General features: G+C 65.6%; 14 protein-coding genes and 1 pseudogene. 7 read left to right on the top strand and 8 right to left on the bottom strand.

The window, feature by feature from the left end:
* Positions 1-12: 12 nt before the first annotated feature.
* Complete coding sequence (locus tag Q0858_RS15910) at positions 13-447, bottom strand: hypothetical protein (protein WP_299056425.1); 435 nt, start codon at positions 445-447, stop codon at positions 13-15.
* Between the two features lie 57 nt (positions 448-504).
* Here Q0858_RS15910 and Q0858_RS15905 point away from each other — a divergent pair, with 57 nt between their 5' ends.
* From Q0858_RS15905 to Q0858_RS15895, 4 genes and pseudogenes are all read left to right on the top strand, one after another.
* A complete protein-coding gene (locus Q0858_RS15905; protein WP_299056423.1) occupies positions 505-825 on the top strand; it encodes a hypothetical protein in 321 nt (106 codons plus the stop codon).
* 280 nt (positions 826-1,105) lie between these two features.
* Positions 1,106-1,498: pseudogene (locus tag Q0858_RS21540) on the top strand (hypothetical protein); the annotation flags it as partial.
* An 849-nt stretch (positions 1,499-2,347) separates the two neighbouring features.
* Complete coding sequence (locus Q0858_RS15900; protein ID WP_299056421.1) at positions 2,348-2,932, top strand: hypothetical protein; 585 nt, start codon at positions 2,348-2,350, stop codon at positions 2,930-2,932.
* Between the two features lie 276 nt (positions 2,933-3,208).
* A complete protein-coding gene (locus Q0858_RS15895; RefSeq protein WP_299056419.1) occupies positions 3,209-3,604 on the top strand; it encodes a hypothetical protein in 396 nt (131 codons plus the stop codon).
* 576 nt (positions 3,605-4,180) lie between these two features.
* Here the strand turns inward: Q0858_RS15895 and Q0858_RS15890 are convergent.
* The 3 genes from Q0858_RS15890 to Q0858_RS15880 all read right to left on the bottom strand — a co-directional run bounded on the left by Q0858_RS15890 (position 4,181) and on the right by Q0858_RS15880 (position 6,479).
* Positions 4,181-4,339, bottom strand: coding sequence for a hypothetical protein (locus tag Q0858_RS15890; RefSeq protein ID WP_299056417.1), 159 nt, complete (start codon positions 4,337-4,339; stop codon positions 4,181-4,183).
* A gap of 410 nt (positions 4,340-4,749) precedes the next feature.
* Positions 4,750-5,115 carry a hypothetical protein gene (locus Q0858_RS15885; protein WP_299056415.1) on the bottom strand — a complete coding sequence of 122 codons (366 nt, stop codon included), beginning with the start codon at positions 5,113-5,115 and terminating at the stop codon, positions 4,750-4,752.
* A 404-nt stretch (positions 5,116-5,519) separates the two neighbouring features.
* On the bottom strand, positions 5,520-6,479 hold the full coding sequence (locus Q0858_RS15880) for a DNA-processing protein DprA (RefSeq protein ID WP_299056413.1): 960 nt from the start codon (positions 6,477-6,479) through the stop codon (positions 5,520-5,522).
* Between the two features lie 241 nt (positions 6,480-6,720).
* Between Q0858_RS15880 and Q0858_RS15875 the strand changes: the two genes are divergently transcribed.
* The gene (locus tag Q0858_RS15875) at positions 6,721-8,523 is read left to right on the top strand and encodes a hypothetical protein (protein ID WP_299056411.1); all 1,803 of its coding nucleotides are present in this window, start codon (positions 6,721-6,723) and stop codon (positions 8,521-8,523) included.
* Positions 8,524-8,719: 196 nt separating this feature from the next.
* Here Q0858_RS15875 and Q0858_RS15870 read toward each other — a convergent pair whose 3' ends face one another.
* Entirely contained in the window at positions 8,720-9,055 is a 336-nt protein-coding gene (locus tag Q0858_RS15870) for an Lsr2 family protein (RefSeq protein WP_299056409.1), read from the bottom strand.
* 579 nt (positions 9,056-9,634) lie between these two features.
* The gene (locus Q0858_RS15865; protein WP_299056407.1) at positions 9,635-11,155 is read right to left on the bottom strand and encodes a HEPN domain-containing protein; all 1,521 of its coding nucleotides are present in this window, start codon (positions 11,153-11,155) and stop codon (positions 9,635-9,637) included.
* A gap of 350 nt (positions 11,156-11,505) precedes the next feature.
* On the opposite strand from Q0858_RS15865, the gene Q0858_RS15860 reads away from it, so the two are divergent.
* Positions 11,506-15,819 (top strand): AAA domain-containing protein, encoded by a 4,314-nt coding sequence (locus tag Q0858_RS15860; RefSeq protein ID WP_299056405.1) that lies wholly within the window; start codon positions 11,506-11,508, stop codon positions 15,817-15,819.
* 157 nt (positions 15,820-15,976) lie between these two features.
* Here Q0858_RS15860 and Q0858_RS15855 read toward each other — a convergent pair whose 3' ends face one another.
* Positions 15,977-16,996 (bottom strand): hypothetical protein, encoded by a 1,020-nt coding sequence (locus Q0858_RS15855; RefSeq protein ID WP_299056402.1) that lies wholly within the window; start codon positions 16,994-16,996, stop codon positions 15,977-15,979.
* Positions 16,997-17,208: 212 nt separating this feature from the next.
* On the opposite strand from Q0858_RS15855, the gene Q0858_RS15850 reads away from it, so the two are divergent.
* The gene (locus Q0858_RS15850) at positions 17,209-18,069 is read left to right on the top strand and encodes a hypothetical protein (RefSeq protein ID WP_299056400.1); all 861 of its coding nucleotides are present in this window, start codon (positions 17,209-17,211) and stop codon (positions 18,067-18,069) included.
* Positions 18,070-18,325: 256 nt separating this feature from the next.
* On the opposite strand, the gene Q0858_RS15845 is transcribed toward Q0858_RS15850, so the two are convergent.
* Positions 18,326-20,539 carry a hypothetical protein gene (locus Q0858_RS15845; protein ID WP_299056398.1) on the bottom strand — a complete coding sequence of 738 codons (2,214 nt, stop codon included), beginning with the start codon at positions 20,537-20,539 and terminating at the stop codon, positions 18,326-18,328.
* Positions 20,540-20,568 lie beyond the last annotated feature (29 nt).

The following is a 20,568-nucleotide window of genomic DNA, read 5'->3' as shown; positions in this document are numbered from 1 at the left end:
GGCACCTGGACCTCAGCTCGCCAGCTCGTCCAGGCCAAGTCTCGTTTGATCGAGAGGGTCCCCGACGGCAGCGACAACAACTCCACCGACCCACGATGCCCCCGCGGCTCGTAGTCGCGTCGCGGCCGAGCGGACGTGCTGGCCAGTGACGGCGACCGACTCCACGACCATCACCTTGTCGGTCACTCCCGCGCGAATGTCCTCCACCGTCACCTCACGCAGGTCGCCGTCCCCCAAGGCGACGGCCACAGCCACCACGCCGCGCGCCTCGTGAGAGGCCGCGAAGACATTGGGGCAGCCCACCGCCGCGGCGGCGTCGCAGACCGATCGCGAAGCACGAGCGAGCCCGTCGGCAGTGCGAGTGTCGCGGATGGCTGCCTGTGCGCGCAGCACTCCGGCTGCCAGCGTTCCCTCGTTCAGCGAGGAACCTGCGGGGGATGGGCTCATGGCGATCCTTCATCTCTGTATTGCGTGACGCGATTCGCGTTACGCAATACTAGCTGGATGCGCGGACACCATCTCGACCCGGAAGTCGTGTCCCTCGCCCTGTTCAACAATGCCGCCCTTGCGGAAGTACTGGTTTCCGCAGACCGCATCCTGAGCGTGACGCCTCATACGGTGACCACTCGGCAGGTGGCAGCTGCGACCGGGCGATCAGACTCGGTCGTCAGGCCCGTCATGATGCGACTGCTCTCCGGTGGCCTGCTGTCGGAACCGGCTCAGGTCACCGGGCGCGGACCTCGACCGTTCGCTCGAGCTCATCAAGAGCTGTGGGAACGGTTGCTGGCGGTGACCGCAGTGATCTACCACCCGGAGCCGGCCTGAGGCAGATCGCGACTTCCGGTGGTCCGACTCGTTCGATCCCGAGCCCCGCGACCGGGTTCATGCCTCTGGCCGAGTCCAGGGAGCGCGCCGCCGACTCACCCTCGCTCTCTCGAACACTAAAAATGTTCGAGTAGCTTCACGTCGAACCTGGTCGACAACTGTCTGAACCGTCCGACCTCCGAGCGCCCTCCGGCCCTCCAATTTTCGGGAGGATCAGTGGTTCGAACGCAAATCCATCAAGGTCACCCCGCGCCGCTTCGCTTAGGCCGCTACTGCCTTCGCGAATGCCGAGGGCGGGGTGATCATCGTTGGGCTCAGCGAAGGCACGATCGAGGATGTCAGCGCCCAGACCAAACGGGTGAACCAGTTGCGCCAGGCACCGACGACCCTCACGGCTCCGCCCGTCAGGACGCACCTCGAAGAGGTCCAGGTGCTATCGAGTGTCGCCGAGGGGTCGATCAGTAGCGTGTCGTTCGTGGGCTTGCGGTCGACATTGTCACCACCGCTCGTGAGCGGATCGCCCGCGCCGTCATTCCACGCAGTGTTGCCGTTGTCGTCGCAGTGTTCTGCACTCAGCAAGCGCCCGCCCCCTCTGGGCATGGGGACTCCGAACGCGGTCGAGCAGAAGCTGTACGGGCTTGTGTTGCCAGGAGGGTTGCAAGACGGGTGCTGATAGAGCGCTCCACCCATCCAGGGATCCTGGTAATCCTGCCGACTCAGCGGGTCGGGGACTGCCCATCGATCACGCGCACCGGCATGCCGGACACGTCCCGGGCCTGGACTCGGACGCGCGGTCGGAGGTCACGCTTCTGCCTCTGCGTGAGGCCGTCGGTCTCGCTTGACTCGAGGGGCCACGATCAAAGATGCGAGCCCGTCTCGTCGGTGTCACCAGGACCACCGCCGTTTCCGCTGATCCTGGATACGACAACGCGTGCGTGCGGCTACTCCTCCGGTTGCTGGGGGGCCGCCTTGGGTCTGGACACCTGTCGGTACGACGATACTGTCCTCGACGGGGAGGCGTTGCCTGACGCACCCAGGCGACGAACAGCCGCGTCTTTCTGCGGCCCTGGATCCGCAGCCAGAGACCTCAGTGGGGCTCAATTTCTCCACGGCAGGGACGCCGACCCGCTCAGTCGGACAAACAACCGGTGTGTTGGCAGGAGGGGTACGCCGCAGCTGGGTCGGGTAGCGGCGCCAACCGACGGTGACGAGGGTCGGCCCGCAGGTCGCGGTAGATGTCGTCTATCTGTGATCTCGTGGACCTCATCAAGCTTGCAGACGCGGGAGGGGTGTCATGGGCTACCGCGAGTTCGCGCGGCCAGAGTTCTTCCGCGGGGTGCACACGACGGGTGACTGGCTGAGATGGATGGAGAGTCAGGAAGGTCTGCTCCTGCCCGTCGCGCCACGTTCGGACCGTGCCTGCGTCGACTGTTTGGGCTCCTCGGGTTACGTCGATGGAGGACCCCGCACCTGGCCCCGCTGTCTCAACTGTCGCCAATACGGCGGTGCGGTCGATGCCGTGGTGCCTATCACGTACAGCATCGACGCTGGCCTGGAGTCCCTGCTGCATCGCTACAAAGACTTTCCTGGCTACCGCTGGCTGCGATGGCCCCTCGGCGCGCTCTTGTACGAGTTCATCAGCGCTCATGGGCCCTGTATCGACGCGCAGACCCCGCAGGGGCGGATCGACGTGGCCGTGACAATGCCCGCTAACACCGCGCGCACATTCGACCCTCTTTCGAACCTGCTCACCGGGGTGGTTGAAGGCGACGAGGTCCTGGACGTCTGGACGTGGGGCTTCCAATGTCTTCGTCGTAACGCCGAGTGCTCAAGGCCCGCCCGCCGCGAGCTGAAGCCGGCGGCCTACCTCGTCGAACCGTTCGCAGTCGAGGGATCCTCAGTGTTGCTCGTCGACGACACTTGGACTTCCGGGTCGTCAGCTGCCAGCGCCTCGATGGCACTCAAGAGGGCCGGCGCACAACACGTCACGGTCCTGACCCTCGGCCGTCAGCTCAACCTGCGCACCGCCTACGGCAGTACAGCTGACATCTTCGACGAGGCTTCCCGAGACTGGTGGGACCTCGCCGACTGCGTCTTGTGCGCGTGAGCCTGCCCAGGCGGCTGGCGAGCCCTGGCGAGCCCTGGTGAGCCCTGAGCCCGTCGTGCTCGGCGATGAGCCCGAGAGCAACCCGACATGGGGTCAGACCGAGTTGTGCCCGAAGAAGAAGCTGGTCGCTTGCGGGTCCAGGGACCTGACGACGCGACAACCCGGCCTGGCGCGTCGACCTTCGGCGCCCGACGGACGACCCGTTGACGCTAGCCGCTCACGCCGCGGACTCTACGGGCCGGTGTCCCGCCCGAGGACCGCGAGAAGGGGATGAGCATGACGACCAACACCACCCGCGATGATCTGCTTGCAGCGGCAGGCCGGGATGAGATGTCCGCAACCGAGGCGCTCGAGCTGGCCCGCGGCGAGGTCGCCCAGAGGTGGGTGGGGATTCCGCTCGAAGGATGGTGGAACAACGGCGCGCAAGCAGACCCTGTAGCGCACTCCTATCGGTCGGAACGCCACGCCAACGCCTGGATCTTCATCCCCGCCAGCAACTCGATTCGTATGCACGCCAACGAGTGGCGCCACCACCCGTTCGTCATCGTTGGCGATGACCGGCACGTGTCGACTGTCCCGTACGACCCTGATCGGGAGCCAGTGGACGTGGTGAGGAGTCACCTCCGGATGGGCTCGTCTTCTAGTCGGGGGACCGCCAGGACTGTCGGTTAACGGCGGACTCGACACCGGGCCAGCGAAGCCTCGTGTCTCACGTCGCGAGCGCGCCGACCACGAGCGCTAGCAGTGCCACTAGTGACAACGCAACAGCCCACCACAGACGGCGACGTCTCAGGGCTAAGCACCCGGCGTCGACGGCACGGTCAGCGACCTGTCTCCCGGCGGGGCCGTCGAAGACCGTCTGGTTGCGGAACTCGCCGCGCAGAAGCCTCGCAACCTCATCATCAACCTCGTGGTTAACCCCAGCATTAACCCCGTCATCGGACTCGTCCGGGAGTTCACACTAGGAAGGAGGTGCGACCAGGCACTCTGATTGCCCCATCGAGTGGGTGAGCGGTGAGGCAGCCCGCAACGGTCCCGACCCAGCGACCCAGCCGACCCAGCCGACCCAGCCGACTGATCGCGCGCGCTGGGCGGAACCCGTCGTCAATCCGGTAGACGGTCGCGACCCCATGGGGGGACACGACCCGTGGCTGTCGGCCCCTCGCCACTCTGCCGGGAGTCGAGACGTCGCGCAGCACCTCACCGCGGGCTGGCAGCTCGCCGAACAGGCGGCGAGCTGCCGCTCGGCTACTTCTCGTCGCGAACGCCCTTGTGCGGCTTGTCGCTGACGTTCAGGATCCTGCCCGTGGTGGTGTCTCGCTTCACGTGCGTCCCATTCGGGTGCCGGAACTCGCTCCGGTTCTTGACGGCGCCGCGTCGCGAGCCCTTGCCGGTGTTCTTGGCCATTGTTCACCTCCTCCCGTGTCTCTTCGACGGTAGGGCCGTCCGCCGACAGCGTCCGCGCCGCTGGTCCAGCCGGGAGCCAAACCGGCCGCGCGGTCCGGATGCGCGATCCAGACGTGTGACGGTGTCATCGCCGGAACGAAAGGGCGGGAAACCCAACCGGACCCCGCGCCCAGAGTTCCGTTGACCAGCTGCTCATATGGCCAGGAGCCAGCGCCACTGCGCCCGCGGCCGCATTCGTCCCGGCGCGGCATCCTCCGGTCGTGCCTTGGTGGAGCAGTCTCGGTACGTCCTCGCGGGCATGCCAGTCTCCCCAGCTGACGGGAGGGACGGATCAACTCGTGACTGGCGATCGCCAACGGGGAATCCGTGTCCGTGTGGCGGTGGCCGGCGGCCGGGCGTCCCGAGCGTCTTCAGGGGCAGACGCCTCGCGTCCATGGGCATATGTCGGGGTCAAAGTCAGGTGCTTTGAGATGGTCGGATGCCCACTTCGGCGTTGTGGCCTCCCAGCCATTACTGAGCCAGCGCGCTAGCGCGAGCACGGAGACGTGGGTGGCTCCGGCGGCACGCACCGCCATCGCCGCCGAGGTGACGTGTCCACCACCGGTCCAGGTGTCGTCGATGATCAGCACGTGGTGGCCGTGGGCTCGTGTCGGGTCGGCTTCGTAGTGGGCAGGGCTGATGGCGCGTGGGTTGATGACCCCCGCCGCAGCGGTCAGCGGCACCTCGTTGTCGTTGAAACGTGCAAGTCGACGCACGATGTCATTGAGTGGGTGCACGGCACGATGGGGCTTCGGGGGAAGTGACGGCACTGTTGCCCACCGCGTCACGTGCACGCCAAGCAAGCTGCCGGGGCATCCGATATGGGCCCGTAGGGCAAGTCCTGCAAGGAGCTCGACGGTCTGCCGGTGTGAGGGCGCTGGCCGCGAGTGCTTGTACCCGCGCATCACGTGACCCGCCTGGTGTATCGGGTCGAGATACCCGGCGTACGTCATGAAGCCGGTGAGGTCCTGGGCACCGAAGACCGCTGAGTCGCTCACGCAGTCGGCACACATCGGGGTGCGACGCGTTGGGGTGAGACAGCGATCGCAGGTGCCCATACTGGGCTGCCCCGGATTTCGAAGGAAGCCTCCTGCGGTGCTGACCAGCGCCTGCTTCGCTCGCGCAATGCGTTCGGCGCGGGTCACAAACCGCCGCCCCGCAAGCCAGCCAAGACGTCCTCGACCGAGTCGTCGCGGCGCAGGAAGCGATGGACATGGCCCATCACTTCCGCCGTGTTCGATGCTCGGTACACACCGGGCCGATCAACCAGTCGTTGAGCCCACTCGTTCTTGTCGACGACATCCTTCGTTAGGACGACCGGACGACCGTGCTCGACGGCCATGCGGGCCTGGGCGCGGGCACCGCTGTTTTCGCCGGCCTCGACAACGACCGTTGCGTGGCCGTATCCGGACATCACAGCGTTGCGCATCAGGAAGTTGTGACGTTGTGGGGGCCCGTCGGGCCAGAACTGGCTAAGGATGAGACCGCGGTCGGCGATCGTGTCTTGCAGGGCACGGTTCTTAGCGGGGTAGTACCTCGTTATGCCGGTCCCGATTAGAGCCACCGTACGGCCACCGGCAGCTAACGCAGCTTGGTGCGCAGCGGCGTCGATGCCATCGGCGAGTCCAGACAGCACAGTGACACCGGCCTGGATGAGCTCGGTCGCAATCGAGGTGGCTGCCCGGACCCCGGTCGGACTCGCCTTGCGGGATCCGACCACGGCGATCGCGGGGTCCTCAGCCCGGATCGTTCCTATGGCGAACAGGAAGGGCGGCGCCTGGTGGATCTCGCGCAGCCGTGCCGGATACTCATGATCGAGGATGGTGACCATGCGAAGACCGGCAGCGTCCCAGGCGGAGACGTCGCGCAGGGCCTCGCGGTAGAGCGCGTTGAGGTCGTCACGGGCCTCAGGAAGCTGCTCGGCTCCGAAAAGCGCCCCGTCGTCACCGTCGTCACCGTCGGAGCCCTTGAGGCCGGTCTCCCACGCGATCTCAGCGCTTCCGTGCTTGAGCAATGACTCGGTGACATCGCTCCATCGGCCGCCGCGAGGGAGAGATCGGAGAAGGGCGACGAGGGCGGCCCGCTCGACAGGTGCGGTCACGGGGTCAGCGTAGGGCAGGGAGTGGTTCGTCATTGCGCCTCGCTGCGCCGCGAGGGGGGAGACATGACCGTCACTGTGGCGGGCGCCCGCCGATGGTCGCCGGACCTGCGACTGACGACGGGCGAGCCGGCACAGGTGAGCCAGCAGGAGTGAGCCAGCATGAGTGAGCTGACGACGAGTGCTCGCCCACGGGCCTGGAGACCTCGACCACGCGGGCTGGACGATCCGGCATCCTTGCCGCGTGACAGGTCAGGACCACGTACGCCCCGACGGTCGTGAGCAGAGCCCGGCCGTCACCCGCATGCGCGACGCGGCAATGGCTTTGCGCCTCCACCTCGATGCCCTCCCCATCACGTACGACGTCGATGGACCTCCTGACGACTTTCTCGCTGGTCTCGCCTTCATGTCTGCCCGACAGCGCTACGCCTGCGCGACCTCCCTGATCGGGAGCGGGTTCGGGGGCACCGTCATGGGCTCTTTGGCCCGAAGTCTTCTGATGGACGGTCTGCGTTGGCGCTGGATCAGCGAGGACCCGGACTCACGACGCCGATCGCTGTCACGCGATCTGGTGTCAGAGCGCAACCGCCTGGTCGTTTCCTTGAAGACGACCGAGTCCGAGTGCGCGAATCTGCTGCGATGGTTGATGCCTGTCCCAGCAGTTGCAGGACTGGCTGACCTTTCGCGATCCGTGCTCGAGGCCCCAGGCCTCCCGTCTGAGAAAGAGTTGTTGGACGACCTGTTGAGTCGGCCGACCAGAGCTGCAAGTCATACCGTCGACGACGCGACCGGGGGTGACGACGCGACCGGGGGTAGAGACCGGCTTGCATCGAGGCTGCTCGACATCCCCGGTCTGCGGGGTGTGGCCAGAATCCTCGCTTTCGCCGGACACGGGAACTACCTCGGACTGCAGAGCAGCCTGACGGTGGACGGAGCTGTGGGCATGGACCTGCGCTCTGATCACGAGGCCCTGTTTCTGCACGCCGCCGCGGTTGGCGTGACGGCGACCCTCCTGGGTTCAGCTACGGGGCCAGCGGCAAACGTCTGGCCAGACGAGGTCGACCAACGGGGCTTCGTTGACCACGCCTCACACCTGACCGAGGACCTTGCCGAGGCCGCAGTCGCCGTCCACGGAATTCACGCGCCGCGACCGCAGGTCGCCGACAGCAGGGGCAGGAGGGGCAACAGCGGTCGGGGACGAAGCGAGCCAGGGCCGGAGCCGGCGGCCTTCATCTCGGCAGAGGCGCTGCTGCCGGAGCAGGTGGGTGACCGTCTGCTCGCGCAAGTCGTTGCAGCCGCCGAAGACTATTACGTCCTCGCGCGAAGTATGCCCGTCGATCCATGGGCTAAGTGCAGCCCGACGCTGCATGAGGTGCTCGCATACGGAGGGGCGCACTCCAACCTCGAGACCGTGATGGTTACTTATGACCAACCGGGCGCCGAGGTGATGAGCGCCTTTGCGGCAAGGATGCTGTTGGAAGAAAGTGCGCGCCTGACATGGCGTTTCGCTGACCCGGACGAGGACACCTTCAAAAGTAGGGCACGACAGTTCTTCGACGAATTTAGGGCACGGCGGCGCGAGACCCTTGGCGCCCTGACCGGAGGCGGCGTGCCTCGCGCCGTTGCTGAAGGCCTGCTGAGCCTCCCGGACAATGTCGTCGTGAAGGCTCAGCACGACGACATCGCACCCGGGAGAACCCCGATACCGTCAATCAGCAAGCTGCTACTGCAGATGGGAGCCACCTCTCCGGAGCCCGGCTGGCTCGCCGTCGCGTACTCAATGCTCAGTCAGGTCGTTCACAGCACCACACTCGGCTCCCTACACACGCTCCGCTGCTCCGCGGGGCACTGGAGTGCAAACCGCCTGAGCGCCGAGATGCTGGGTTTGGCCCTGGATGTCGCCTGCTTGGGGAGTTCAAGGCTCATCGGCCACTCAACGCTCGTGCTGTCCGACGCAAGCCCTGAGGCATGGACGCACTACAGAGCGCTGCGTCACGCCGCGACGAGAGTCCACGCGGCCGCGAGGCTGGTGCACGGCCTGGACTGAGCACGTGGACTGCGTGCACTACAGCCGCCGCCAAGAGAGGACAGGGGGACTCGGGCGGATCAACGCGGCCGACATCACGTTCAGGCGACCGAGCCGTCCGACGCCGCGCCAGCGCGGCCGAGGGAAGCGTCCACCTCACTGTGCTCCACGCGGCTAGACCCGTTGCTCAACCCTGTGTGCGCCCTCTCGTTGCACATCAGTTCGCGGCTGAGTAGGCGTCTCTCACCTCCGCCGGGACGCGGCCGCGGTCCGGCACGTCGTAGCCGTTCTCTCGAGCCCACTCCCGCACGACTTTGGCACTCGGGTCGGAGGCGGTCCACTGTCGGCTAGACCTGACCTTGCTGCGTCCGGTTCGGCTGTCAGCCTTGCGCGCATGTCCGATGAAGCTCGCCAGCGCCTCACGTAACTGTTCGGCGTGCTCCTCGTTGAGGTCGATCTCGTAGGCAGTCCCGTCGAGCCCAAAGAAGACGGTCTGACTGGCTTCACTTTGGTCGATGTCGTCAAGGAGTAGAATGTTGACCTTCTGTGCCACGAGTTCGTGAACCTCCGGAGTGTAGTTACAAAGATGCTGACAGCGTGACGCTAGCGCAGCATCGACCCTTCTTGCGCCGCCCTGGGAAGGTTTGGGGAGTGGTCGCGCCTCGGCACAAGACGGGCGTCGCCGATCCAACTGTCGAGCGGTGCGGCTCCGTCTAGGTAGCCTGTTTCGTGCCTGATGACGGTCCTGCCGGTGGTTTGGGCATGGGTTTCTTCGAATGCGACCCGTGGACCGCCGTATTTCCTCGTCCCTTCGACAGAATGCAACCGGGGCTAACAGGACTTGATCAGTGCGCCGGCGGCGGCGTCCACGCCGGAGCGCGTTCTGGGGTCATCAATGACTGGATGAGTCCGAGATTCGACAGACAATCTCCGCCGGTCGCGCAAACTCCCGAGGCGGGCTCGGCGGAGACTGCCCTGAGAGCGCAAGGATTTCGCGACCGGCACTCAGCACATCGCGAGCAGCCCGACCTTTGGTTTCGCCGACCCCGAAGTGGCGGCCTCCCGGACTGCCAGCCTCTGCTGCCGTACGCCGCTGTCCCGGTTGTGATCTGCCGGGCTGAGCGCACGGCCGTCAGGAGGGGCCGAACACCGTGGGCACGTTAGCGGTCCACATGACCCGGTCGCGTCGGTACTCGTTGCTGTCGGCCAGGGCCTCGTTGATGGTCGCGTCATCGACGCCGCACAATTGGAGCAGCCTCACCCGCAGAGCCCAGCGCAACGATCTCGTCACGTAGTACGCGTCGGGCAGTCCTGCCCGCAGATCATCCGCCCCGCTTGCTTCAAGCCCGTGAGCACCCCCGTTCCGGATGCTCACCACCGCCCTCTTCCAGCGATTCGCCCTGCCCACGCAGTCGGGGGCAGCGCGCGCCACCGAGTCGGCCAGGCGCAGCACTCGCTGCGGCATCGACGCCTCGTGCATGTAGCCAAGAGAGCTGATCAGACGTTCGCGTAATGCGGGCTCGATCGAAGCGGCTTCGAGTGACTCTCTCGCCTCGTCCAAGGTCTCGGACTCGAAGAGCCGCTCGCCACGATTCAGTCGCCGGTCCAACGCCTCCGCCGTTGTCACCATCGTCAGGGCCTCTGTCTCCATGGTCACAAATTCCCTCGAGACTGCGGCCGCGACCACCTGGACCACGGGGCTGAGGTCCGCTGTCAGGCTGCACCACCTGGCCACGTGCTCCAACGAGAGTCCGCGACTGTCAAGCAGAAGGGAGGCAGTCGACCCGGTGGCGGCCTCCTCCGCCGGCTTGTGGTCGACGTGTGGCCCGTAGACCTGGAGCCATCGGCCGTCCGCCTCGACTGCCAGGCGCGACACGTGAGCGACACGGCCTAGAAGCTGGGTCATCAGGCTCTGGATCGGGATGACGTAGTTCGAGACCGCCTCGTCGAGGGTCCAGCCCGTCAGGCCGGTGAGAGCCAGCCGCTCAGTGGCGCGAATCCAGCCGCCGTGGACGTCGGCGCCCCCGAACTGTGCCCGCGACTCGCACGCGAGAGTCGCGGTCTGATGGAACGCGGTGAATGGGACTTCTCGGGTCTCGGGCGACGTCCACGAGATTGTGGTGGTGTCAGCGGGGCCAGTGGCGAGCGTTTGTTCCAGGGCGTCTGAGATTGCCCACTCCTCTAGTCCCTCGACGCTCACGCTCACGCCTGTGTACCTGGTCGCCGACGTCACGTAGGCGCCGGTGACCGCCCATAGCGCTCGGACGACCTGGTGGGTATGGTCGCCGCCCGCGAGGGGCGAGAGGGCGTTGCCTTGACGTCTGATGGTGTGACAGTCCAGAAGCGACACCGCCCACGGCTTCACCGGCAGATTGCCGTGGACCGTGAAGTCCTGGACCTCGGTGCGAGGGCGGATCCGCGATTCGCCGTCGTGGACGGTGACGCGAGTCCCCGGCGTCAGCTCGCCCGGGACGTCGACTTCGATCAGCCCGTCCTCGACCCGACACAGCCCACCGACTCTCGATTCCGGGGGCCATGAGGCGTCCGGAACATCCGCCTCCGGATCGTCAGCTGGGTCGGGCGCAAGGCCCGCCGCCAACCAAAAGTTGCCCACCGAGGTCGGTGCCGTTTCGGGGAACGTCTCCATCACCATGGGTCGAGTCTGCGGCTTCCTCGGCATGTCGCGCTCGTTGCTAGACGTAGACGATGGCCTGGGTCCCCGTTGTTGCCCACAGTGGGTAGGTACGAGTCGGGGAGGCTGAACGGACTACTTGATCGACTTGGTTGACCTGAGTAGTTCGCGATCAGATGTGCAGGAATACAAGGGCCGACGCTGTCGGTCGCGGTTTGTAGTGTTCGACCACACGAGACGGACCAGCACTGAATGACCCCTTCACCGTCGGCGAACCAACCGAACCGCCGAGCCTCGATAGGCGTCATCGGCGGCGGCCGGACTGCAGGCAAGTCGAAGACGTGCGGTCAACGCACTAGACAGGGGGATCCATGCCGGAGCTCGGCAAGCACACGCTGACGCGGTTCTTGGGCAGTGACTGCGAAAGGCAGTTGAAGTTGTCGTTGTCGCCGCAATCGGACGGCCCACGGTCAGAACGGGTGGTGAACGACATGCCGTTGAAGCAGAATCCGCTGCCCGGCCTGCAAAACATCACCGAAGCGGGCGACGAATGGGCGGCCTCACGGCTCGCCGAGCTCGATACCTTCGTGGGTCCGACAGCGCTGATCGGGGCTCGGAGATCCTCGTCTCGTCTGTCCGGTATCGAGTTCGCTGCGTCGGAGCTGACGCCGGCCGCCCTGCGCGCAGCATCAGTGGGTTGCTTCCTCGCCGAGTTCCAGTTCGAGGTGGGGCCGTCGTTCCAGTCGTCCTTCGATCTACCTAAGGCTGCAGCCGCTGCTGCGGCCACCGGGCAGAGCAACCTTGTACTGAAGCCGTTGCGACCCGACCTGATCGAGGTGCGCGCGCCAGGCAGCGAGACGAGAACGCTTGACGCCCGGGGAGACGTTCACGAGTCAACGACGGACGGCCGCACCCAACTGCGGATCATCGACATCAAGCTGACGTCACAACCGGGCCCAGGATACTTCGCCGAGGTCGTCTACTACAGCGTCGCGCTGGCGGGCTGGCTCGTCGACCGCCAGCTGGACGGTGAGTTCGTGGTGACCGCGGACCCCGCGATCTGGCCGGGCAGCCACGAAGCAAGCTCGTTGAGGGTGGCCGCCGACGAGGCGATCGACAACGACCTGGCCCTGTCGGCGGCGGACGCCTTGGCTGCCGTGCGAGCGGACCTGGTCCAGGCCCCGGCAGCGGTCTTCGTCAGCTCGCTGCAGCACTTCTTCGCCGAGACGCTGCCAAGGGTCCTCGCGACGCCTTGGCGGTCGCTGCCCTACCACGTATCGCAGAAGTGCCGCGGATGTGACTTCCTCGGCGACAACCCGCACACCGACCCCGCTCTTGTCGCGAACAACGACCTCTACTGCTTGCAGGAGTCCGATCGCACCGAACACCTGTCGCGCATCCCGTTCCTCGGTCGCGGGGCTCGTGAGTTGCTCAACCAGACCGGGTCGACGACGGTGAGCCAGGTGGCCAGTGCCCCGGTGCACAGCGACATCTTCGCCGGCCATCACTCGTTGCGGGCACAACGCACGGTCATCAGCGCTCGGGCCGCATCTGTGTCGCCGGGTGCGGACATCCCGGGAGGCCTCGTCCACAGAGCCGGCACGAGCGGCATGCTGCCGAAGTGGTCGGACTTGAACATCTACGTCACCGCTGACTTCGACTCATCCTCAGCCATCACACTCGCACTGGGCGTCACCGGGTTCTACTCCAACCCCCAAGACCGCAGCGACCGCAAGGCGTGGACGCAGAACAAGGTGTTCGTCGTGGACCACCGCTCGCGGGCGCGGGAAGAGGCGGTGGTGCTGCAGTTCCTCGCCCAGATTGACGAGATGGTCGAATACGCCCGAGCGAGGGATACGGCCCGAAACGCAACGGCACGCAACTCCTCGCAGGTGCAGGTATATCTGTGGGACGAGCTGACGTACAAGCACCTGTGCCGGGTGGTCAGCCGACACCTGGCAGCGATCCTCGGCACTCAGAACGGTGTCCGGTCGATGGCCTGGCTGTTCCCCGCCGAGGAGTTGGTCGCCAACGAGCGGCTAGTTGCGCAGCCAGTGGTCTCAATCGTGGGGGACGCCATCCGGTCACTGATCACGCTGCCAGTACCTCACCACTACTCGCTGCTGGATACGGCTCGCCACTACCACCCGGAAACGATGAACGCGCAGTACGCGGACTTTCGAATGCCGCGCCACTTCGAAGTGCCGTTCTCTGACCAGATCCCAGCGGAACGCGCCCATGACGTCTGGAACCGCGGTCCGACCTTCGCGGCCGTCATGAGCAACTTGCAGCGCGCCGTCAGCGTCAAACTCGACGCCCTTGATCAGGTCACTCGTCGACTGCGCAGTGACCTCCGCCCTGAACTCAGACGCGAGGCCGCCCGCATCCGCCACCTCGGTGCGCCAGGACGTCAAGACAACATGACGGCCGACCAGTTGCTGCTCTACTGCTTCGCGCGCCTAGACGCTGCGGTGCAGGCGCAAGAAGTAGCGAGGAGCCGGGCCATGCCGGCCCACGAGCGCGAGGCCAAGTTCAGCGCCATGCGGCTCAGACGCAGGCTGAACCCCGCCGAGACTCGCCAGGCGTTGATCGACATGGACCTCGCCCCGCAGGCCGATCTGGTCGTCTACGAGGTGCGCCCGGAGTCCGCACAGGCAAAATTCAAAGATGGTGACTACACGTGCGCGCTTGTTCCAGAGGCCGAGACAGCGATACTCGACCAGTCTGTGCACGGGTTTGTTCGCTCGCGCGGTGCCACCCAGGGCGAGGACGGCTACGGCAACTACCGCACAGCGATGTCCGACGTACTCGGCGTGGAGGTCGTGAAGTTCGATCGCGACCGCTGCCGTGTCGTCGTGCAGTTCAATAATCTTTGGGACCGCCCGACGATCCGCGGCGAGTTGATCGCAAGCGGTCTCGACCTCGACCGCAACGTCTCGATCGAACGGGTCTCGAAGGACTACTTCACCGCCAAGTTGAAAGACGCGCTGAGCGCGATCGGCCGAACTCCGAAGTCGACGGACTCCAGGTCGAGTGTGAGGGCGCTGGGCGGGGCGCCGCGTCCCACCCGCAGGGCAGCAGTTCCCATCGAAGACGTGTTGTGGGACGCGCCGGAAATGGCCGGCCAACGAGTCGAGCGGGACACCGCGGGCGCGCAACACGTACTGAGAGTGGACGGCCGCGAGCTGGATCCGAGTCAATGGTCGGCCTTCACTCACGCTCTCACTCATCGCCTCTCGCTCATCTGGGGGCCGCCTGGTACCGGCAAGAGCCGGACGGTCGTCAACGTGGTCGCGGCCGCGGCCTGGGACGCGGAACAGCGCCAGCGACCTCTGCGGATCCTTGTCTGTGCGAACACCTACACCGCCGTCGACAACGTTCTGGCTCCGATCGCCGCGGTTTGCGAACGCATCGCGCCGAGGGCTCGTGTCTTTCGCGGTCGGAGCCACACGCGCAGCGACTTCCTGGACCCTCCGGTGATCGACGTGGCGGTGAGCAAGAGGGATCCGGGCGAAGAGCAGCAGCAGGTACAGCGTGAACTATCGAGCAACGCTGGCATCACGATCCTCGGCACGACCGCCCAACAGGTCTACAACTTCGCGTCCGCAGCTGCCGGCTCGCCCGTAGCCCCAATCTTCGATCTGATCGTCATCGACGAAGCAGGACAGATGGACACCGCTAACGCGATCTTGCCGCTGTCCACGTTGGCACCGGGTGGGACGGTGATCGTCGCCGGCGATCCCCTCCAGCTGCCGCCGATTCATCAAGTCGTAGCGCCGATCGGAGCCGAGGCCACTGTCGGCAGCATCTACACCTACCTGTTCAAGCGTGGGGTGGCGTCGCAGAACCTGCTGATCAACTACCGCTCAAACGCCGAGATCGTCGAGTTGGCCCACGACGCCGACTATCCGGCTGAACTCTCGGCGCACTTGCCCCGGCTGCGGACACGGTTCGTACAACCCCTCCCCGGGGACGCCGGCGAACCCCCGGGCTGGCCGGCCGGTCTAGCGTGGAGTCCTGCGCTCGCCGAGCTCCTCAACCCAGACCAGCCCGTCACCTGCGTCGTCTACCCGGACGGGCTCTCGGGCCAGTCGAACGCGTTCGAGGCGCAGATCGTCGCAGGTCTCACCTGGATCCTCGACAGCCGGCTGGCCGACAACTCGGGCGACCCGGGCGGCGGGGGCAACGAGGAGGGTCATGAAGGCGCGGACCCCTACGATCGCCAAGGCCTACTCGCCCAAGGGTTGGGTGTGGTCACGCCTCACCGCGCCCAGCAGAGCGAAGTCATCGCGTGCGTCCGCATGGCACTCCCGCACCTCGGCGCCGCTGAGCTCCGGGACGCCGTCGACACCGTCGAGAGATTCCAGGGCCAGGAACGTGACGTCATCATCGCGTCGTACGCGGTCGGCGATCCGGACGTGATCAACGACGAAGACGATTTCCTTCTCTCACTGAACCGGTTCAACGTCATGGCTTCCCGGGCGAAGGCGCAGTTGATCGTCCTGATCAGCGAGCAGGTGCTACTCCATCTCCCTCGGGACCCCGACGTGCTTTGGGGCAGCCGCATGCTGAAGTCTTTCGCCAATACCCGGTGTCGATACCGTCGGGCACTCGACCTGCCATTCGTCGACGAAAATGGAATCCGTCGAGTAAAAACAGTCAGTGCGCGCACCACCAGATTCTGAGAGGCTCCGGTGACCAACAGCGACCCTCACAATAACGGCCAAAAACGCGGGGCGCGAACGCAACATCGAGTTGGTTGCCAGTTGCCAGTTGCCAGTTGCCAGGTGTGGATAAGGAGATGACCCCGGTGATCTGCAGGCCGTACTGCTCGGAAGGGCGCTATCGCAGTTCGATCTCGTCCGGATCCTCTTCTTGACCGTTGACCACGGCCAGAACGGTGATACTCCTGGCGGGGAGGAAAGGCGGCACTCGCCGGTCAGCGATCCTGATGTCGTCCCTCGAGGCACCGCGGCCGCGGTCACTGGCGAGGACGTCGACGACGCCAGTGACCGTCTCGGTGTCCCCACGAGCAAACGCCACTCGCCGCGCCGCTCCGTCGCGCCCCGGCTCAGCCAGCAGGAACGGAACAGCGGTCCCCGGGCGACCGCCCAGCAGCGAGGCGGTCATGAACCAGCTCCACGGCAGGCTGGTGTTGAAAAGGTTGCCGTAGGCGGAGGAGTACGACCGAGGCTCCAACCTCGCCGGAGTAATGAGCAGGCCCGGGTCGAGGGTCGAGCCTCCTCGAACAGCCTCTCGCTGCAACTCGAGACCGAGGGCGAAATCGAAAATATTGTCCTGGATATTGACGTCGCGCAGGTGGCGAAGAACTGCGGCGGTGTCGGCGGCAACCCTGTCCGGTCGGGGTACATAAAGCAGGTACTTGACGAAATTCGAACCGAACAGTTCGTCGAGGGCTGTCATACGCCGATGCTGGGCGGGGTTCTGCGACGTGAACCCCGAGTTGAGAGCGTAAGTGCCGCGGGAGCGGAACAGCCTCTTGGCCTGCAGCAGATAAGCATCAGTCCAACTGCGGCTCGGGACCCACATATCGCGATACTCGAACACGATGCCTAGATCGGACTGCGTCACAAGGTTCTCCACCGACGAGGGGTACTCGTGGGTCTCGATGGAGATTTCGACGTCCAGGAGGGGAGCGACCCGCCTGATCTTACGCCGGAGCCGGTCGACGTCGAAGGCGAGACGGTAGCGGCGCTGCTGCTCCTGGTCCATGAGGTCGCAGAGCAGGCTGGTCAGGGCAGGCTCGTCGAACGGTTTGACCCTCAGGAGGCGGTCGGCGACCTCCTCGTCGACGGCGTCGAAGTGCCGCAGCATTGGGCGCAGAATCTGAACGGGCAGCACGCGTTGATGCTAGACGTCGCGGCGGACGTGACTGGAGGGTTTGCCGACATGGCGCCACCCGAGCTCACGTTCGACTGCTGAGGGTCTAAGGCCTGTCTGCTGCACGCCCAGAGAACGTGAGGACAAGGGCTTCGCCGAGCGGTCCACCCAACAACGCAGGGCAGCAGGCTGCCGCGTCGGACGAGCCTGCGGTCCAGACATACCCTCTAAGCATGGCTGATCTCGACGAACGGCACCTGACTGCTCTGAGGTCGTTCGTTCTGCGTGCCCGCCGCATCCGGGCTCATTCACTCGCGAGAGATCCGGGGCTTCTCGTGAAACTCCGCAATCCGCAGTTCCGGGTTCTACTCGACCCGGCGACGGGGGAAACAAAGGTCCTGCTGGACCTCCCTCCCGAGGAGCAGGTTGAGAGTGCGGCGGCCCGCGTACGCCCGTTGATCCTCAACGATGAGGACACCTACCACGCCAAGGTGATGAACGCCCTGCTGTACTTCGGACAGAAGGCCAGCCTGCCAGAGACGGACATGAGCACTCTTCGAGAGTGGAAGAAGGAATGGGCAAAGATCAATCCGAGAGGGAAGAGCCTCGGTTACTACGAGGTGCGGGTGCAGCAGCAGGGACAGGCCGAGACGCGGATCAGCGACAACGCTCTCGCGTTCTCCTGGATCTACGGCGACGTCGTTCACGCAGACCCCGCACGGCGTGAGGAAGGACAGGCCTTCGGCGTCGAGGAGCGCTTCCGGGCAGCTATTCCTGTCATCGTGAGGCTCATGACTGTCGCCATGGTGACGCTCACGCTGACGGAACAGTTGAGGGCTCGCGGGGTATTGCCTGATCTAGGGGACGTCTTCGACGAGGCAGTAGTTGTGCCGGATGAACCTCGCGAGTTGGAGACCCGTGTCTATGTCGCCGAATACGATGAAGAGGGAAACATTCCGCCTGCGCCGGCGGCAGATGAAGAGTTCGGCGAGGGCTGGAAGTCGTTCGCTGAGGTCTTCGGTGGCGTCAAGACGCCCAGTCAGGATCAGCAGGGGGACGATCCGACCGTGTCCTCTCACGCCGATTCGGAGTGAGGGTCCGTCAGTCTGGGTGTAATCCAACCAATCATCCGTCTGGGCTCCGCGACAGATCGGTGCACCTCCTGTAAGCGGCGATGCGAGGCGCCGAACACCCGGGCTAGTGGGCTGGTGCGGGGTCGTCTGAACGAGACTGTGGACATGCTCTGAGCGTTATTGGTCTCGTTGACGGTGGCCTGCCGTGGGGATCAAACCGCCGCGCTCGTACAACAACGTGGGCCGGTGCGGTTGCGTCGCCCCGACCCATAGGCCGCTAGCCAGTACGGGTGGCACCGACACCCCAACGCGACCTCGCCATCTCCGCGGCCAGGTCGAAGTTCTTCTCGTCTGCCTCCGAGACCCTGCGGACTAGCCGCATCTCGGTGAGGATGTCGCTGCTTGTGGCAGGGGGGTCAGCGGGCTCGGAGGTAGACGCCGGTCGCGCGACGACCAGGGTGTCGTACTCGCAGTTGCCGGCGCTCGCATGGTGGCCCATGTGCGGGTCCGCCAGGACAGGCCATAGGGCGGTGACTCGCAACTTGGCGACATCGAGAGCCAAGCCGACAGCCCGCCAGGCCTCGGGGCCGCCCTTGTAAGTGAACGTCACCAGACTCTCGGCTTTGGTAGCGGACATTGCGGAGGTGAGGGCGGCTCCGAGGGCGGTCCCGAAGACGGTGACCGCATCATCAGCGGGTGGGTGCAGGGGTGAGCCGGAAAGGGCCGGCACATCGAGCCAGGCCCGAAAGACTTGACTGAGAGTGTCGTAGGAGATGAAGTCGTAGTAGGGCGGGTCCGTCACACACAGGTCGGCAAGATGGCCGGTGCGCAGAGCCCCCGGGTCCGTCGAATCGCCGCAGACCACCTGGCCATCTCGACGGTTGCGGGTGAGACGCAACCCAGCCGATGCAACTTCGCCGCAGTCGGTGATGACACTGCGGCGAACGAAGTCGTCACCGGAACGGGCGACCCTAGCGATGGCGTTCGTGAGAGATCCCCGTCCGCCAGCTGCCAACGGAGCCAACTCGACGGTCAACGATGGCAGTGCGAACGCACGGACGCTGAACAGCGGCGCAAGCCGGCCGTAGTCAGTAGCGTAACCGCACAGACGGTTGTTCGACGTGATCGTGGATGACACTGCCAAGGACAGTGCCCGCGCCACCGGGACCGGCAGGTCCGCGCGCGAGATCCACGCGAAGGCAGCGCCGAGGTAAAGTATCTGCCGATCAGTGTGCAAGCCACCGATAGTGCGCACGCCATAGCTCAGCGGGCGCGGGTCGTTGCCGGCTGGGACGATCGGCTGGGAAGCCACACCGGACCCGGAATGGGACCCGGCGTTGCCTTGCCCGTCGAGGTCGACACGGTAAAGCCGCGCCCGTTCCAGGGCCTCGAGGTCCTCGTCGTAAGCGCGCCGGATACGGCGGCGGTAGATCGTTCGCGCGGCTTTGCTTGGCCCGCGACCTGTCCCCCGGCGAGGGCTTCCCTTGCCTGGCCCGCTCACGGGAGCGGGCTCGTCCTCGACCGCGATAAGCACACGCTCGGCGCTACCCGTCTGCAGGTCCTCGTGGTCGCTCCGGGCACCACATCCGCTGCAGCGGTAGCGCCCCGCGGCGAAGTTGTTATGAGTCACGTCGTGCTCGGTGCCGCAGCACGCGAAGGTGTTGGCGTCGTGGTCCAGATGGTGGACATCGAGACAGTTGGGGCAATAGCACGTCATCTCGACGTCCCGGAAGACGGAGCCCGCCTTACCGATGCTGCGTGCTATGACCAGTGATCGATGTAGCAGGTCCGTGACCCCGCAGTGCGGACAGCGAACCCGGGCGAGGAAGAAGTAGTGCAACGGGCTGTAGGCCGCGGGGGGATCACCGCCAGCGGCCGCTTCCCCGCAACCATCCGGTTCCGGCCCCAACTCCGAGTCGTCAGACCGGTCCGGGACTGAGGGCCACAGCGTTCCAAGCTGTTCACGTAAGTGTCGGGTGAGACGGCGGCCCGCCTCGAGAACTTCGGCGCTCGCAGGTGGATTCAGTTGATGCTCGGACAGCACGACAGCCAACGGATCGACATCGTTGCCGACTGCGGTTGCGCCCAACCTGGACGCCTCAAGCAGCGTCGTCCCGCCGCCAAGGAACGGGTCGCGCACGGTGACACCGGCCAAGTGCGGCGCCTCGGAACGGTAGGCCGCCCAGAACTCGCTGAGTGAGACGTCCGAGGGCAGAGAAGCTGCGAGGAGGAGGGCTCGCAGCAGCGCCGGAGGTCTGCGGGCCCACCACCTGTGCGCTTGGTAGGCCGGGTCCGGTGCACGACGATCGGCCGCCACCAGTCGAGACACCATCGCGAACGGGAACGACGTCTCGAGCAGAGTGACCGGCGGAGGAACGAACACGAACTCGGTCTCCTCGGTGTTATCCGGCTTGCGGCGGCGAACTCGACCAGCGATGCCGCTCGGGTCCGGCAAGACCCTGGTCGAGGTTGATCGGGTGTCTGGCGTCATTCTCACACCGCCTCAATCTGCGAGTGCCG

This window comes from uncultured Nocardioides sp., from assembly GCF_947489365.1.
Taxonomy (GTDB): Bacteria; Actinomycetota; Actinomycetes; order Propionibacteriales; family Nocardioidaceae; genus Nocardioides.
The sequence above is the reverse complement of the archived record's forward strand: the minus strand, read 5'-3'. Positions and strand labels throughout refer to the sequence as shown.